Source organism: Geofilum rubicundum JCM 15548, assembly GCF_000974365.1.
Taxonomy (GTDB): Bacteria; Bacteroidota; Bacteroidia; order Bacteroidales; family Marinilabiliaceae; genus Geofilum; species Geofilum rubicundum.
On the sequence record NZ_BAZW01000003.1, the window covers coordinates 137,714 to 151,244 of the forward strand.

The following is a 13,531-nucleotide window of genomic DNA, read 5'->3' on the forward strand; positions in this document are numbered from 1 at the left end:
TAAGTTGGTTTTGTTTTTTATTGGCCTGGAAAACAGTGTTTTGTAGTTGTTTAAAAACACTATTTCAATTAAGTTTAAATAAGCCGTTCTTGTTTTTAGAACCTATTGGTATTAAAAAAATGAAGAAGTTACCAAATGGTAGGAAATCGTTTTGGTTTCTTTGGCAGTAGGGGAGTCGGGGAATAGAAAAGTTTTTGTTTGGGTAGGATGTGCGAAGGCTATATCGTTTTTAATCAGTGTGTTGCCCATTGATGTGCCACAAAATATCATTGGGAATCCCCCAAGAAAGTTTTGTGGCGCGGTTTCTGATTTAGGTTTAGCAAAACCCTATAATAATACCAAAACATGTAATATGACTAGCACTACAATTTCAGCGGATTTTGCCAAGTTGGCCCGGGAGAGTCTGGAACACGCCAATCGGTATTTTTCAATTTTAGACAAAAGTCTGAGCCAATCGTCAAAGTTTAACAATGACCTAAAATACAGTATGGCTTTAATGACGGTAGAGAAATACTTTGTGGCACTTATGGCCTGTTATGAAGAACTGCCATCGCACCATGTGCCACTCGGTTTATACAGGGAAGCTGAAATGGTGGAGGCAGAATTGACTCCATCCATTAAACAGACTTGCATACTCACCGGAAAATTTGAAGGTATTTGTTCATTGGAAGATTTTGGCTATCGCACGCCTTCTTCTCAGGATTTAAGCGATATGATTGAGGGAATGCGGGAGTTAAAAGCATTGACTGAGAAACGAGTGGGGGAGGTCATTGAATAATTCAGTGCGTCTGAGGTGTTGTTGTTTGTTGTATTGGAGATACCTCTCAGGAATTATATCCCAAATTGGGAAGTTTGATTTGGTCTTTGTATCTTTGCAACAAGAGAATTATTGCATTTAGAACTCTAAGAGAGTTTTTTGAAAAGCCCGAATACTCTGATTCCGAAGTGTCTTTAAGAGCTTGGTATCATGATGCTAAAGCAGTAGAATGGAAAAACTCAAATGAGTTGAAAAAGCATTAATAAAAATGCCAGCATTGTCGGAGACGGAAGGGTGGTTTTCAATATTAAAGGCAATGATTACAGATTAGTAGTTGCGATTGATTATGAGTTCCAGGCCATTTTTGTAAGATTCATTGGGACTCATAAACAGTATGATAAAATTGATGCAAAAACGATTTGATTATGGATATTCGACCAATTAAAACAGAGCAAGATTATAGTACCGCCATAGGCAGGATTGAAGTATTGTGGGGAGCCAAAAAGGATAGCCCTGAAGGTGATGAATTAGACATATTGGTAACCTTGGTTGAATCTTACGAGATGAAACATTATCCCATTGCGCCACCAGACCCAATTGATGCCATTAAATTTCGAATGGAGCAAATGGGGATGACAAGTGCTGATATGGTAAAATATCTTGGTAGCCAGAGTCGGGTAAGTGAGATTCTTAATAGAAAGAGAAGACTGACTCTGGGTATGATAAAATCGCTATACAAGGGATTAAAAATACCAGCAGAAATTTTATTGGCTTAATAGACCTGACAAGACAGAACAAAGGATATCGCTTAAAACAGTTTCCCTGGCACTAATTGATCATCCGACTACATGAATCGGGCGAGACAGGTCTTTAGCTGCAGAACGTATTCTCCCTGTTCGTGGCTTTGGCATTGCACCAATAGGGCATTAAAAGTATTCTCCAGCTCCAGAGGCGTGAAGGATAATTCCTGATGGAAGAGCATGTCCATCAATTCCTTTTGATCCTGGCAGGCATTGCACTGCCATCTGAATTCCGCATCCTTCTCAAAGCGCTTTAAGAAAGCATAAGCATGACTTATCGGCATAATCCCTTGTTTTAATTTGTTCATCACCAACCTTTCCCACCCTGTTTTTCCTATCAACCCCCATCCACCCCTTTTCCACTATCTACCCAATCAGCCCTTTTCCCCTATCTACCCTTCCTCACCCTTCCCGCTTCGCGGGACTGCGCTTCGCTTGTCCCCTTTAATTTGAGCAGGTGCTGGAGTGGCAACTACTGCAACTCCCCCCACCACAACTTTTAACTCCCTCCAAAGATGCTTCATAACTATAGTATGGCAGGCAGCGCATTTTAAGCAATTCGAGGTTCATTAGCAGGTCGGTGTTGACCGACTTGAAAATGGTAAAGCCGTTAAAATTGAAGACTTTGACGGCCATGGGCGACAAGGAGGAAGCAATGATGTTGGTGATGCCATTGACTTTGAGTTCTTCAAAAAAGTCGCGTTGACTAACCGGGTAGTCTTTGGTTTCGTACCAGGTGATGTGCCCTTCTGAGGTGTCGAGGATACAGATAGAACCTGATTCGTTTACGCCATCCGCAATAATGTAGCGATGGTCGGTGCTGTCGATGACTGGAATGAATACCTTCATATGATAATTGTTTGGTTTTCAGTTGCGGTATGGAACTCGCTCAGAAATTATCATGCGCTAAAGCGAGATGTTTTCTTTTGGCTCGTTTCATAGCGTTTAGGTTTAAGTAGTGATTATTGTTAAACGCTATTTCAAGGATTGTTCCATTGTTGCTAATGTGTTGTTTGTTTGAGTTTTGGGGTTGAGGTTGTTGTTTGTTCGCTACTTTAAAGTAGCTTTTCCCAGAAGAGCATGGGGGGCTGGCATTCCGTGAAATTCAGACTGCGATAGAGGCTTTGTGCTATGTGGTTGTCGGTGCGGACTTCAAGGTTGACTTTGCAATAAGAACGGTTTTTGGCGAGATCAATCAGGTAATTCAGAAGTAAGCGCCCCAGTTTTTTATTTCTTAATTTGGGATCGACGATTAGGTCGTGCACATTCAGGTAATGGGCTGCCTTGAAGGTGGAGTAATTTGTGAAGGCAACAGCTAATCCGGCATAGACCTCTTCGCAAAGAATAAAAATGGCCAAAACAGATGGATGGTTGGCCAGGTCGCTAACCATCTGCTGCTTTTGTCCATCATCTAAAGGACGCGCATTCCCCATAGGATCTTGCATATAGGCATTAATAAAATGGATGAAAGCCTGTTGGTGATTTTCAAGGCTGAAATCGCAAGTCTGAAAAGTGACCCTTTGAGCGGTTGAATTATTCATGGGATGGTTTTTTCTTAAAGCGTCTGGAATCGATGTCATATTTCTTGACACGGATGCCCATCATACGTTCCGTAATTCCCAGCATGGCGGCTGCTTTGGCCATGTTCCCTTTGGTGGACACAAGCGCATCCATGATCAGTTGTTTTTCATGTTTTTCCAAAATCATTTCGAGCGTACCGGCTTCTGTGGTCCGACTGGAAACGGCGGTCTGTAAGGTAGGGGGAAGGTTGTGCGCCCTTATGACCTTGTCGTTACAGAGGATACAGGCCCGTTCCATGCAGTTTTCCAGTTCCCTTATGTTGCCCGGCCAGTGGTAGACCATCAGCATGTCAATGGCCATGGAAGTGATGCGTTTGATGTCTTTCCCATGTCGCTTATTGAACTTCTCTATAAAATGGTTGGCCAAAACAGGGATGTCGTTGATGCGCTCACGTAAAGCGGGAACAAAGACCGGAAATACATTGATTCGATAATAGAGATCTTCCCGAAAACTGCCGTTGACGATCAGATTTTCCAGATTGCGGTTGGTGGCGCATACAATTCGAACATCTACTTTGACCGGTTTGGTACCGCCCACACGTTCAATTTCCCGTTGCTGAATGACGCGCAGCAATTTGACCTGGGTAGATAAGGGGATTTCGCCAAATTCGTCGAGAAAGATGGTGCCCTTGTTGGCCGCTTCAAAGCGGCCAACTCTTTGTGCTACAGCGCCTGTAAAAGCCCCCTTCTCATGTCCGAACAGTTCGCTTTCGATGAGGTTTTCCGGCAAGGCCGCGCAGTTGACTTTTATAAAAGGCTGTTCTTTTCGGGGACTGTTTTGGTGAATGGCATCGGCGATCAATTCTTTACCAACTCCGCTTTCCCCCCTGATTAAGACCGTGGCATCCGTATAGGCCACCTGTGAAATGAGGGTGAAGACATCCTGCATTTTTCCACTGTTGCCAATGATGAAGTTGGTTTCAATTTGTTCGTTTAACTCACCTTTGAGTTTGAGGTTTTCCTGACGGAGTTGCTCCAGCTCTTCGGCATACTCCTGACGGCGGCGCACGGCTCGACCGATCATGGAACCGACAATTCTCAGGAGGCGCACATCTTCATCAAACATCTGCCTTCTGCCATATACCTTGTGAAAGCTCAGGGAGCCTATTGTTTCGTTTTTGTATCGGATGGGCACGCATATGAATGAGACATCCTCACCATTGACCGTCACGGGTGAATGCATCCGGTTCAGAAACTCACAGGATTCAGAAATTTTGGGTATCAATACAGAACGGCCGGTTTCAACCACGGAGCCGATAACACCCTCGCCCAGCTCATAGCTGATGGAGGGTTGCTCTACCTGCTCAAATCCATAGGTGCCTTCCACAAATATGTTGTCGTTTTGCCGGTTTAAAATGGCCAGAATGATGTGGTGGGCATGTAGGTGCTCTCCCAGCAAAGAGATGACCAGGTTCAGGTTGATCTCTTTGCTGCTCAGTAGATCGCTGAACTCGAGCAAAAGGTTCAATTCACCTCTGCCGTAGCAGTCCTCAACATAAGGTTCTTTAAAATGGTCCATATGGTTAAGTATTAGGTTTAGATGGGGGGCGTGCTTACAAAATTACACAAAATGGATTATTATGGTTCTAAATTGGGGGTGTAATCGCAGAATTTATATTAATTCTAAGTTACACCCCCATATTTTTTGTATATTTATCGGAAAATAGTTGTAATAATTTTTAAACCCCCCGGTTATGAGACATTCTTTGATGAGTTTATCCGGAAATATAAATATCAGTTACAATGGTGATATTTTAGTTGGAGAGTTGCAGTATCGTTTGTTGAATTTGCTTTTATCCGACAATTTGCTGGAAACAGTTGCTTTGGAACTGAGAATCAGTTATCCGAAAGCTGTGGATATGATTAAAGAGATGAACCGCATTGCGCCCGAAAAGTTGGTAGAATCAAGACGCAGCAGAGTCGGTACTGAATTTTTTATTAGTGAATATGGGATGAAGCTGATGAATGCTTTTGCTCAGAAGGAGTTTGAATTGTATATTTTTCTTCAAAAAAGCAACACCCAATTGAGCATGGCCTTTGAAGAGCATGCGGAATCAAAAAATACCTATGATATTGCCATGTAAGTGGTGGCTATACTTCCACCAAATGATTGCGTATGGCAAACACCACTAAACTGGCGGTGTTTTTGCAACCGGTTTTAAGCAAAATGTTGGCCCGGTGTTTTTCAACGGTGCGCTTACTGATAAACAGCTTGTCTGCAATTTCATTGTTGGAAAAGCCCTGGCAAATTTCTATCAATACTTCCAGTTCACGCTCTGATAACTGGTCTTCATCGGTGTTGGAGCCGGAGGTTTCTTTGCGCGCCAGAATAAGGCCCCTTAATAATTGCCGTGAGAAATAGTTGCCGCCATCGGCAACGGTCTGTATGGCCGTTTTTACCTCCTGAATATCACTGTCTTTTAATACAAAACCGCGAACCCCTGTTTCCAGCATCTTGGTGTAATATTCCTGATCGCCATACATCGATAAGGTAATGATTTTTAAATCCGGATTTATTTCCAGGGCCTTGCGAGAGGCTTCAATGCCATCCATCTCAGGCATCGAGATATCCATTAGAACCACATCGGGCGCTACCGCTTCAAATTTGGCAAGAAATTCCTTGCCGTTATAGGCTTCACCTACTACGGAAAACTCCGGTAAGGGATCCAGCAGCGACTTTAAGCCATTTAAAAAAAGGGTGTGGTCGTCTACCAGAAATAAGCTGATGTGTTGGTTATTTTCCATTGTTGGTGGGGATGCTAATGTTGACAAATACGCCTTTATCTTTATTGGAAACGACTTCCAGTTTGCCTTTCATGGATTTGACTCTGCTCAGCATATTGAAATAGCCTGTGCCTACTCCCTGATCGTTTTGAAACAGGTTGGTGGCATCAAAGCCAACGCCATTGTCTTTATAGACCACTTCAATTATGGCATCATTGAGGTCCACGGCAATGTCCACTCGCGTAGCCCCCGAGTGTTTAATGGAGTTGTTAATCAATTCGCAAACCGACCGGTAGACAACTATCTCAAGTGCCGGTGAAAAGCGCATATCCATAGTGTTGGTCTTAAAATAGACCTTGACACCTTTGCTTTGGTTGACTTTATTGACAAAGTTACGGATGGCTTTGGCGGGACCAAAATTGGTCAGAATATGGGGGCTCAGGTTGTTGGATATGTCCTGTATGCTTTTGATGGCCTCACTGATGGCCAGATTGGTGTTTTTAATGACCGACTGGGCTGAGGGGTTGGTTTCAACTGCCGCCAAAGAAGAAACCGACATTTTAATGGTTGACAGCAAGGGGCCTAATCCGTCGTGTATTTCGGTGGCAAAGCGGCGGCGTTCGCGCTCTTCCGCCTGGATAACGGCATTAAGCAAGGCCTTTTCCTGATTGCGGGTTCTCATCTCTACCTGCTTCATGTGTTTGAATATCTTTTGAATGAGAAACACACCTACAGCAAAAAAGAGGCTGGTGATGGCGCCCAGCCAAATGTAGAAAAGCCTGAAATACTGTGGTTTAAATTCGGTGACAAAGGGAAGGAATTCCGCCAGACGCTGCACCGCCATAAAAATGAAACCAAAGGAGATCAGGATCCAGGAGAGGTTAAATTTGGTGACTTTGGTGAGTTTGACAGCCACAGCGGCTGCAAAAAACTGCAGGATGATCGTGATTGCAAGTGTTATAATCAGTGCCATCTTGTCTGTTTAATTAACCGGATTACTCAGTGTAGAGGGATTCGAGCTTCCCTAACAGGTCTTCGCCCAGCAGAGTGTGGGCTACAATGATCCCGTCTTTATCCACCAGAAAGTTGGTCGGTATGGCCCGCACCCCATAAAGGGCAGCCGGCTCGCTTTTCCAATGGTTCAGATCCGAAACATGCGTCCAATTCAGATTTTCCATTTCAATGGTTGAAACCCATGCTTCACGCGTTCTGTCGAGTGATACCGAGAAAATATGAAAACCTTTGTTGCCGTACTTTTCGAAGGCCTCTTTGTGAAAAGGTTTTTGGCGACGGCAGGGACCACACCAGGAGGCCCAGAAATCGATGAGCATGTAGCCTTCACCCAGACGGTCGGACAAGCTGATTTCTACCCCGTTCACCGAAGGGGCGCTGAAATCAGGTGCTTTTTGTCCAATGGCCACCGACTCCAGGGTTTCAACCAGCTTTTCAAGCGTTTTAACATAGGGGGTGGTCCATAGCGTAGTATCGAGCAAGGCGATGTTTTCTTTAATCTGGTCGGCCGACAGGCGATAGGCGTAATGCCGGTATAGCGCATAGGCCGAAACCAGGGACGCTGGACGTGCCTGAATGTATGCACTGATGTCGGGGTCTTTCAATTTCTGATAGGCCACATATTCATCATGCAGGGCCGAGCCGGTAACGGTTGATTCGCGGTAGTAATTTTCAGGATTGAGTTGGATGTCAACGGCGCCTTTCTCCAGAAAGACCATGAGGGGCGACTTGGTGGTATCCACACTTAAACCATATATTTCGGGCAATTCCACATTTAGCTCAAAGGTAAAGCTGCCATTTTCTACTTTTGCAGAATCAATGACTCTGTACAGACGGTCGTCGAACTTTTGAAAATAGACCTTCTCGGCTGAAGATGAGTTGAGCTTGCCCGTGACCAAAAGGTCGGGTTGCCCCTGACAGCCCAATAAAATGGAGGTGGCGATGGCTGAAATAAAAAAATGCTTGAATCGGATCATTATATGAAGGTTTTAAATTTTAACGGACTACAAATATACAATTGTTCCTTCAAAGAAGGGGGGTGTTCTTCAAAAGAAGGTACATGTCTGTTATTCCCACGCCACTGTTACTTTGGGGTTTTGTGTGCTGAAAACAGGCGATTGGAGGGGGGTTGCCCGGACAAGGCCACAGACGACAAAATAAAGTGATAGCGGGATGAAACCTAAGCGGCATTTTTTACGTTATAAGGATATGACAATTGAATAATAACCTGTTTATTGTTGTATGAATAAATGATTTACCCTATTTTTGCCATCAAAACACGTAGCGTTATGAAGAAATTAGCAACAGCATTTGTTGTTCTGTTATTTGTGGCCTTTGCTTTTTCATCTTGTAAGAGCTTTGAGGATTGTCCTGCCTACGGGCAAGCTGAGACAACAACAGAACTTCCGGCACAGGCCTAATCAACTTATTGGTTTTTTAAGAGCCAAAAAAAGGAAATCAATGATTTCCTTTTTTTTATTGGGGTAAAAACACGGTCCATTCCTTTGAAATCAAAGCTTTCAGTTCCTGTGCTATAAATGAGCCGCTTACAGATACTCTCCAATTAACTTCATTTCACACTTCTTGTAGTAAATCAAAGCAAACAACGCTTGACGGTTTGCCTGATTTTTTATACTTTTGTATCGCAAAATGAGGGATCTCATAGTGCATTGCATCCTTTATCTTTCAAATAATCACTTAAAACAAATATAACATGTCAAAAATTAAAATTGGTATCAACGGATTTGGCCGTATTGGTCGTTTGGTGTTCCGCGCCGCTCAAAATTTTAATGATGTACAGATTGTAGGTATCAACGACTTGGTTGATGTTGACTACATGGCTTACATGCTTAAGTATGATTCTACCCATGGTCGTTTCAATGGTACTGTTGAAGTGAAAGACGGTAACCTGGTAGTTAACGGTAACGTTATCCGCGTAACTGCTGAAAGAAACCCTGCTGACCTTAAGTGGAATGCCATTGGCGCAGAATATGTTGTTGAGTCAACAGGTTTATTCCTTGACAAAAAAACAGCACAAGGCCATATCGATGCCGGAGCCAAGAAAGTAATCATGTCAGCTCCTTCAAAAGATGATACCCCCATGTTCGTTTGTGGTGTGAACCTTGATGCTTACACCAAAGATATGCAGTTTGTTTCTAACGCTTCATGTACCACCAACTGTTTAGCTCCTGTGGCTAAAGTGTTGAACGACAAGTTTGGTATTGTTGAAGGTTTGATGACAACTGTTCATGCTACCACTGCTACTCAGAAAACCGTTGACGGTCCTTCTATGAAAGACTGGAGAGGTGGACGTGGCGCTGGTCAAAACATTATCCCTTCTTCTACTGGTGCTGCTAAAGCTGTAGGTAAAGTTATTCCTCAGTTGAACGGTAAATTAACCGGTATGGCTTTCCGCGTACCAACTCCTAACGTATCTGTTGTTGACCTGACTTGCCGTTTAGAGAAAGGTGCCACTTATGCTGAAGTTTGTGCTGCTATGAAAGCTGCTTCTGAAGGTGAATTGAAAGGTGTTCTTGGTTACACGGAAGATGCCGTTGTTTCTAACGACTTCATTGGTGAGACCCAGACTTCAGTTTTCGATGCTACTGCCGGTATTTCTTTGAATGACAACTTTGTAAAAGTTGTTAGCTGGTATGACAACGAAATGGGCTACTCAACCAAAGTGGTTGAATTGGTTCAGCACATGTACAAAGTTGACCAGGCTTAATTTTAAGCTATTGTCACTCTTTATATAAAAGGCCCCGCGTAAGCGGGGCTTTTTTTATGCCTATGCCGAATTCTATTTTTAATTAAATGAGCGGTTTCAGTTTCGCCACCCATTCGCTGATCCGTTGATCGGTCAGGTCGCTTTCATTGTCCTCGTCCAGTGCAAGCCCCACAAAGTTGCCATCAAGCACCGCCCGGGAATCGTCAAAATCGTAATGGTCGACCGGCACCTGTCCAATCACCCTGGCCCCACCCTGGATCACCACTTCATATAGCTCTGCCATGGCATCCACAAAGGTGTCGGGGTAAGCACCCGAGTCGCCCAGGCCAAAAAGCGCCACGGTTTTTCCTTTCAAATTGGCTTTCTTCAATTTGGGCATGAACCGCTCCCAGTCTTCCTGCAGGTCACCATACCCCCAGGTGGGTGTGCCCAGAATAAGAAAGTCACCATCTTCGAGGAGTTGAACATCGCTGACGTCGGCAATATTGGCCAGGTGCAAATCCATGCCGGAGAATTCCTTGCTGATGGCATGAGCCACTGTTTCGGTGTTTCCTGAGTCGGAGCCGTAAATGATAGCTATTTTCTTCATAAAAATATGGTTATGACTGATTTTATATGGTAATGAATCGATAGAATTAATCTAAACAAAGAAAGTGGTTTACACGGGACTTTGCAATCACAATTAATAAGGATTTTTTGGGTGTTGTATCCCGATGTGCCAAAACAGATGCCGAAAGAAGCCAGAGAACTAGCGAGTTTTCTGACCTTGGTAATCGATACAACCACCAAAAGTCTTTCTCCCAGATGGACTGTAAGTGATATCAGGTGCTTCGAAAATGGATGTCATGGAATGGTAAGGGTTGGGATGGTCCCTTCAAATGAAATTCACTGGAAGTGTTGTCATTGCGAAAACGAAGGTTTGATAAGTGAATGGCAGGGCACGAAGTGGGATAATAGATAGTTTTTACATGTTTTGTAAATCTGGGATAATGAGTCTCATGCGGAATTGAATAGATGAACCTGGGCCCTGTTGATGCATGGGTAAAACACTAAAACACTTTATTTTTCTGTTTATAAGTTTGTTTAATTCACCCTTGTTCATTATTTTTGAATGTTCATCCTTGCTGAACTTTTAATTTTATTGAACAATAATGCCTAGAGACAATGATTTTATTTTTGAAGCTATTGCTTCCTTAGAAGAAATAACAGGGATTCCCATTGCTTTTGAAACCGTCAGGAAAGGCTATGATGTAGTACTTCAAATTTACAATGAGACCTTTTATTGCATTGCTAAAAAAAATGCTAAAAATGCAAATTACGGCATCATAATGTCTGCTTTGAAGGATATTAATCATTTACAAAACAATATCGTTATTGCTGACTATCTGACTAAAACCACAACAGACGAGCTTAAACAAAATGGCATCAATTATCTTGATGCATCAGGAAATGCTTTTATTAAAACAAGAGATTTTTTTGTTTATGTCGAAGGTAGAAAAGCAAAAATCAATAAGAATACGAACCAAACTCGGGCATTTCAGGAAGCAGGTTTGAAGTTAATCCTATTACTTATCTCAAATCCTGAAACGGTGCAATTTTCTTATAGAGAATTAGCAGAAAAAACCGGAATTGCTTTGGGGTCGGTAAGTAATATTTTTAATGAACTGGAAGAAAGCCACTACTTATTGAAAACAAGGAACAAAAGGGTTCTGAAAAAACTGGATGAAATCATTGAACGTTGGGTGATTGCCTACAATGAGCTGTTAAAACCTCGTTCTTTCAGGAAAAGGATGAGGGCTATAGGAAATGAATCTTTGGTATCTCTCCTGAGTAATAGAGATATTAAACTCTATTTTGGAGGAGAACCTGGAGGACAACTTTTAACTGAGCATCTAAAACCCAAAGATTATGTCATCTACACGAACGAAGAATTAAGCAAAGTAGCAAAGGAGTTGAAACTGGTTCCTGATGAATCCGGAAATATTGAACTGTATAGCAAATTCTGGACCGACAGTCTTCATTTGAAAAACGAATATGCAGCTCCTCCTTTGGTTGTATATGCTGATCTAATTGGAACTGGGAACAATAGAAATATAGAAACAGCTAAAATCATTTTAGAGAATGGATTACAACATATCAAGTGATAAACTGGAACATCCAATATTAAAAAAGCTGTTAGACGAGTTGATTCCCGTATTTAAAAAATTGGAAATCAAGTTTTTCGTGATCGGAGCAACAGCCAGAGATATCATTATGGAGCTTCATGGAGCAAAGTCAGGTAGGAGAACTCAGGACATTGATATTGCCATAGCTGTGGATAAATGGGAAGAATTTTCAACTGTTGAAAAGGAGCTGGCGAAACTTTCTAATTTCAAGAAACATACAAAACAGATGCAAAGGTTTTTGTATATTGAATATTTTCATTTAGACATAGTTCCTTATGGCGGAATTGCAACTGCCGAAGACAAAATTTTCTGGCCGCCTGATCAATCTTTTGCAATGACTGTGCTTGGTTTTGAAGAAGCAGAAAGAGATTTGGTCAAAGTTAAGATAGATGAAACATTGGAAATTGACATTGTTTCATTGGCAGGAATTTTTATTTTAAAATTGGTGTCCTGGAAAGACAGACATCATAAAGGCAATAAAGATGCGGATGATTTGGGATTTATTCTACTGAACTATCTAAATATCTACGAAGAAAGAGCTGCGATGGAGCATTATAAGGAGGTCTATGAAATTGAGAATTTCACCATCACAAAGGCTGGATCATCACTATTGGGCATCGATATTAACAAGCTCTTATCTGACAATGAAGCCAACAAAGCTAAATTAAAAGTTATTATTGAAACAGAATTAAATTCAAAAGAGAACAGTGTGTTATTCAGTCAAATACTAGAAACAAATCACTTTAAGTTTGATGAAATAATGGATTGTTTTCAAATCTTCAATCAAAAAATAGTGTAAGCCAATATTATGGATATTTGTTTAATTCAATCCAAAAGAATTCCATTCTACCTGCGAGCCAGGGGCCAAGGTGCCCCCCCCCTTTTATTCAAAAAACACCGGCCAGTATGTGTGTCCATGGCCACTTATGCCAGCGCGATGAACAAGAAAAGGAATCATCCACCGTTTTCGATTTTCCAACGTTGACAACTGATCGATTTGTATTAAGGCAGTTTAATCGTAAGGACCTGGAAAACGTTTATAAAGGTTTGTCAGACCCTCGTGTTATAAAATACTATGGGATAAGTTTCGATACATTGGAAGCGACAAAAGAACAAATAACATGGTTTAGGGATTTAGAACAAAACAAAGCTGGAATATGGTGGGCCATCTGTAACAAAGATGATCTGAATTTTATTGGAGCAGGTGGCTTAAATGATTTAGACAAGGAGAACCGAAAGGCTGAGATTGGCTGGGGCTAATGCTGATCCTCTTGCGAATCTTGTTTTTTTTCATTAATTATGATGATCTATTTAAAAGCCAAAATTATGGAAACACAAGCATGCGCTGATTGCTCCTTGCGTAAAAAGTATGATAAGAATCCCAGATCGTTTACTGGTAGATTTTGGCGATGGCATATTGGTTTTTGCCCGGGCTGGAAGAAATATTTCAATTCTTTGAACGATGGCGAAAGACTGGAGCTTTCTGCAAAATATCATTTGAAGAGGTAGATTTCAGGGAATTCGTATTTGCTTTAGATAATCTGTTTCCCTTTTATAACCGTTGATATGATTCAAAAGCAAAAATATCAGGGACTGATTGCAGCTTGTGGTATGAACTGTGGATTATGCATTGGATATCTTCGGGAAAGGAATCCATGCGGAGGCTGTTTTAAAAAGGACGATTTAAACAAGCCCAAATCATGCAGAAGTTGTGCCATCGTAAATTGTGAATTCTTAAAGAGAACAGCATCTGGTTTTTGTTACGA

General features: G+C 42.0%; 17 protein-coding genes. 9 read left to right on the top strand and 8 right to left on the bottom strand.

The features are described 5' to 3' along the window. The first annotated feature begins 352 nt into the window (after positions 1-352). From JCM15548_RS02795 to JCM15548_RS02805, 3 genes are all read left to right on the top strand, one after another. Positions 353-778, top strand: coding sequence for a hypothetical protein (locus JCM15548_RS02795; protein WP_062122418.1), 426 nt, complete (start codon positions 353-355; stop codon positions 776-778). 237 nt (positions 779-1,015) lie between these two features. Continuing rightward, positions 1,016-1,180 carry a type II toxin-antitoxin system HigB family toxin gene (locus JCM15548_RS26100; RefSeq protein WP_439645439.1) on the top strand — a complete coding sequence of 55 codons (165 nt, stop codon included), beginning with the start codon at positions 1,016-1,018 and terminating at the stop codon, positions 1,178-1,180. Positions 1,181-1,182: 2 nt separating this feature from the next. Continuing rightward, a complete protein-coding gene (locus JCM15548_RS02805; RefSeq protein ID WP_062122351.1) occupies positions 1,183-1,533 on the top strand; it encodes a helix-turn-helix domain-containing protein in 351 nt (116 codons plus the stop codon). Between the two features lie 68 nt (positions 1,534-1,601). On the opposite strand, the gene JCM15548_RS02810 is transcribed toward JCM15548_RS02805, so the two are convergent. The 4 genes from JCM15548_RS02810 to JCM15548_RS02825 all read right to left on the bottom strand — a co-directional run bounded on the left by JCM15548_RS02810 (position 1,602) and on the right by JCM15548_RS02825 (position 4,656). Then, positions 1,602-1,841 (bottom strand): Nif11 family protein, encoded by a 240-nt coding sequence (locus tag JCM15548_RS02810; protein ID WP_157482363.1) that lies wholly within the window; start codon positions 1,839-1,841, stop codon positions 1,602-1,604. Between the two features lie 160 nt (positions 1,842-2,001). Then, positions 2,002-2,406, bottom strand: coding sequence for a hypothetical protein (locus tag JCM15548_RS02815; protein WP_062122353.1), 405 nt, complete (start codon positions 2,404-2,406; stop codon positions 2,002-2,004). 206 nt (positions 2,407-2,612) lie between these two features. Beyond that, positions 2,613-3,098, bottom strand: coding sequence for a GNAT family N-acetyltransferase (locus tag JCM15548_RS02820; protein ID WP_062122354.1), 486 nt, complete (start codon positions 3,096-3,098; stop codon positions 2,613-2,615). Continuing rightward, complete coding sequence (locus JCM15548_RS02825) at positions 3,091-4,656, bottom strand: sigma-54 interaction domain-containing protein (RefSeq protein WP_062122355.1); 1,566 nt, start codon at positions 4,654-4,656, stop codon at positions 3,091-3,093. Before JCM15548_RS02825 ends, JCM15548_RS02820 begins: the two co-directional genes overlap by 8 nt. 175 nt (positions 4,657-4,831) lie before the next feature. Here JCM15548_RS02825 and JCM15548_RS02830 point away from each other — a divergent pair, with 175 nt between their 5' ends. Beyond that, on the top strand, positions 4,832-5,221 hold the full coding sequence (locus JCM15548_RS02830) for a hypothetical protein (protein ID WP_062122356.1): 390 nt from the start codon (positions 4,832-4,834) through the stop codon (positions 5,219-5,221). 7 nt (positions 5,222-5,228) lie between these two features. Here the strand turns inward: JCM15548_RS02830 and JCM15548_RS02835 are convergent, their stop codons facing one another. From JCM15548_RS02835 to JCM15548_RS02845, 3 genes are read right to left on the bottom strand one after another with little or no spacing between them, the layout of a single operon-like run. Continuing rightward, positions 5,229-5,882 carry a response regulator gene (locus JCM15548_RS02835; RefSeq protein WP_062122357.1) on the bottom strand — a complete coding sequence of 218 codons (654 nt, stop codon included), beginning with the start codon at positions 5,880-5,882 and terminating at the stop codon, positions 5,229-5,231. Then, complete coding sequence (locus tag JCM15548_RS02840; RefSeq protein WP_062122358.1) at positions 5,872-6,834, bottom strand: sensor histidine kinase; 963 nt, start codon at positions 6,832-6,834, stop codon at positions 5,872-5,874. The genes JCM15548_RS02835 and JCM15548_RS02840 overlap by 11 nt, the downstream gene beginning before the upstream one ends. A 22-nt stretch (positions 6,835-6,856) precedes the next feature. Continuing rightward, a complete protein-coding gene (locus tag JCM15548_RS02845) occupies positions 6,857-7,849 on the bottom strand; it encodes a TlpA disulfide reductase family protein (protein WP_062122359.1) in 993 nt (330 codons plus the stop codon). A 312-nt stretch (positions 7,850-8,161) separates the two neighbouring features. Here JCM15548_RS02845 and JCM15548_RS24960 point away from each other — a divergent pair, with 312 nt between their 5' ends. Further along, positions 8,162-8,293, top strand: a complete 132-nt coding sequence (locus tag JCM15548_RS24960) for a hypothetical protein (protein ID WP_262486863.1) — start codon at positions 8,162-8,164, stop codon at positions 8,291-8,293. A 293-nt stretch (positions 8,294-8,586) separates the two neighbouring features. Then, positions 8,587-9,600: a type I glyceraldehyde-3-phosphate dehydrogenase gene (gene gap, locus JCM15548_RS02850; RefSeq protein ID WP_062122360.1), complete on the top strand. Its 1,014-nt coding sequence runs from the start codon at positions 8,587-8,589 to the stop codon at positions 9,598-9,600. An 82-nt stretch (positions 9,601-9,682) separates the two neighbouring features. Here gap and fldA read toward each other — a convergent pair whose 3' ends face one another. Continuing rightward, positions 9,683-10,189, bottom strand: a complete 507-nt coding sequence (gene fldA / locus JCM15548_RS02855; RefSeq protein ID WP_062122361.1) for a flavodoxin FldA — start codon at positions 10,187-10,189, stop codon at positions 9,683-9,685. A gap of 562 nt (positions 10,190-10,751) precedes the next feature. On the opposite strand from fldA, the gene JCM15548_RS02860 reads away from it, so the two are divergent. The 3 genes from JCM15548_RS02860 (at position 10,752) to JCM15548_RS02870 (ending at position 13,025) form a co-directional block, all read left to right on the top strand. Further along, entirely contained in the window at positions 10,752-11,744 is a 993-nt protein-coding gene (locus JCM15548_RS02860) for a type IV toxin-antitoxin system AbiEi family antitoxin (RefSeq protein WP_062122362.1), read from the top strand. Further along, positions 11,722-12,564 carry a nucleotidyl transferase AbiEii/AbiGii toxin family protein gene (locus JCM15548_RS02865; protein WP_062122363.1) on the top strand — a complete coding sequence of 281 codons (843 nt, stop codon included), beginning with the start codon at positions 11,722-11,724 and terminating at the stop codon, positions 12,562-12,564. The genes JCM15548_RS02860 and JCM15548_RS02865 overlap by 23 nt, the downstream gene beginning before the upstream one ends. 107 nt (positions 12,565-12,671) lie before the next feature. Further along, positions 12,672-13,025, top strand: coding sequence for a GNAT family N-acetyltransferase (locus tag JCM15548_RS02870; protein WP_062122364.1), 354 nt, complete (start codon positions 12,672-12,674; stop codon positions 13,023-13,025). Positions 13,026-13,531 lie beyond the last annotated feature (506 nt).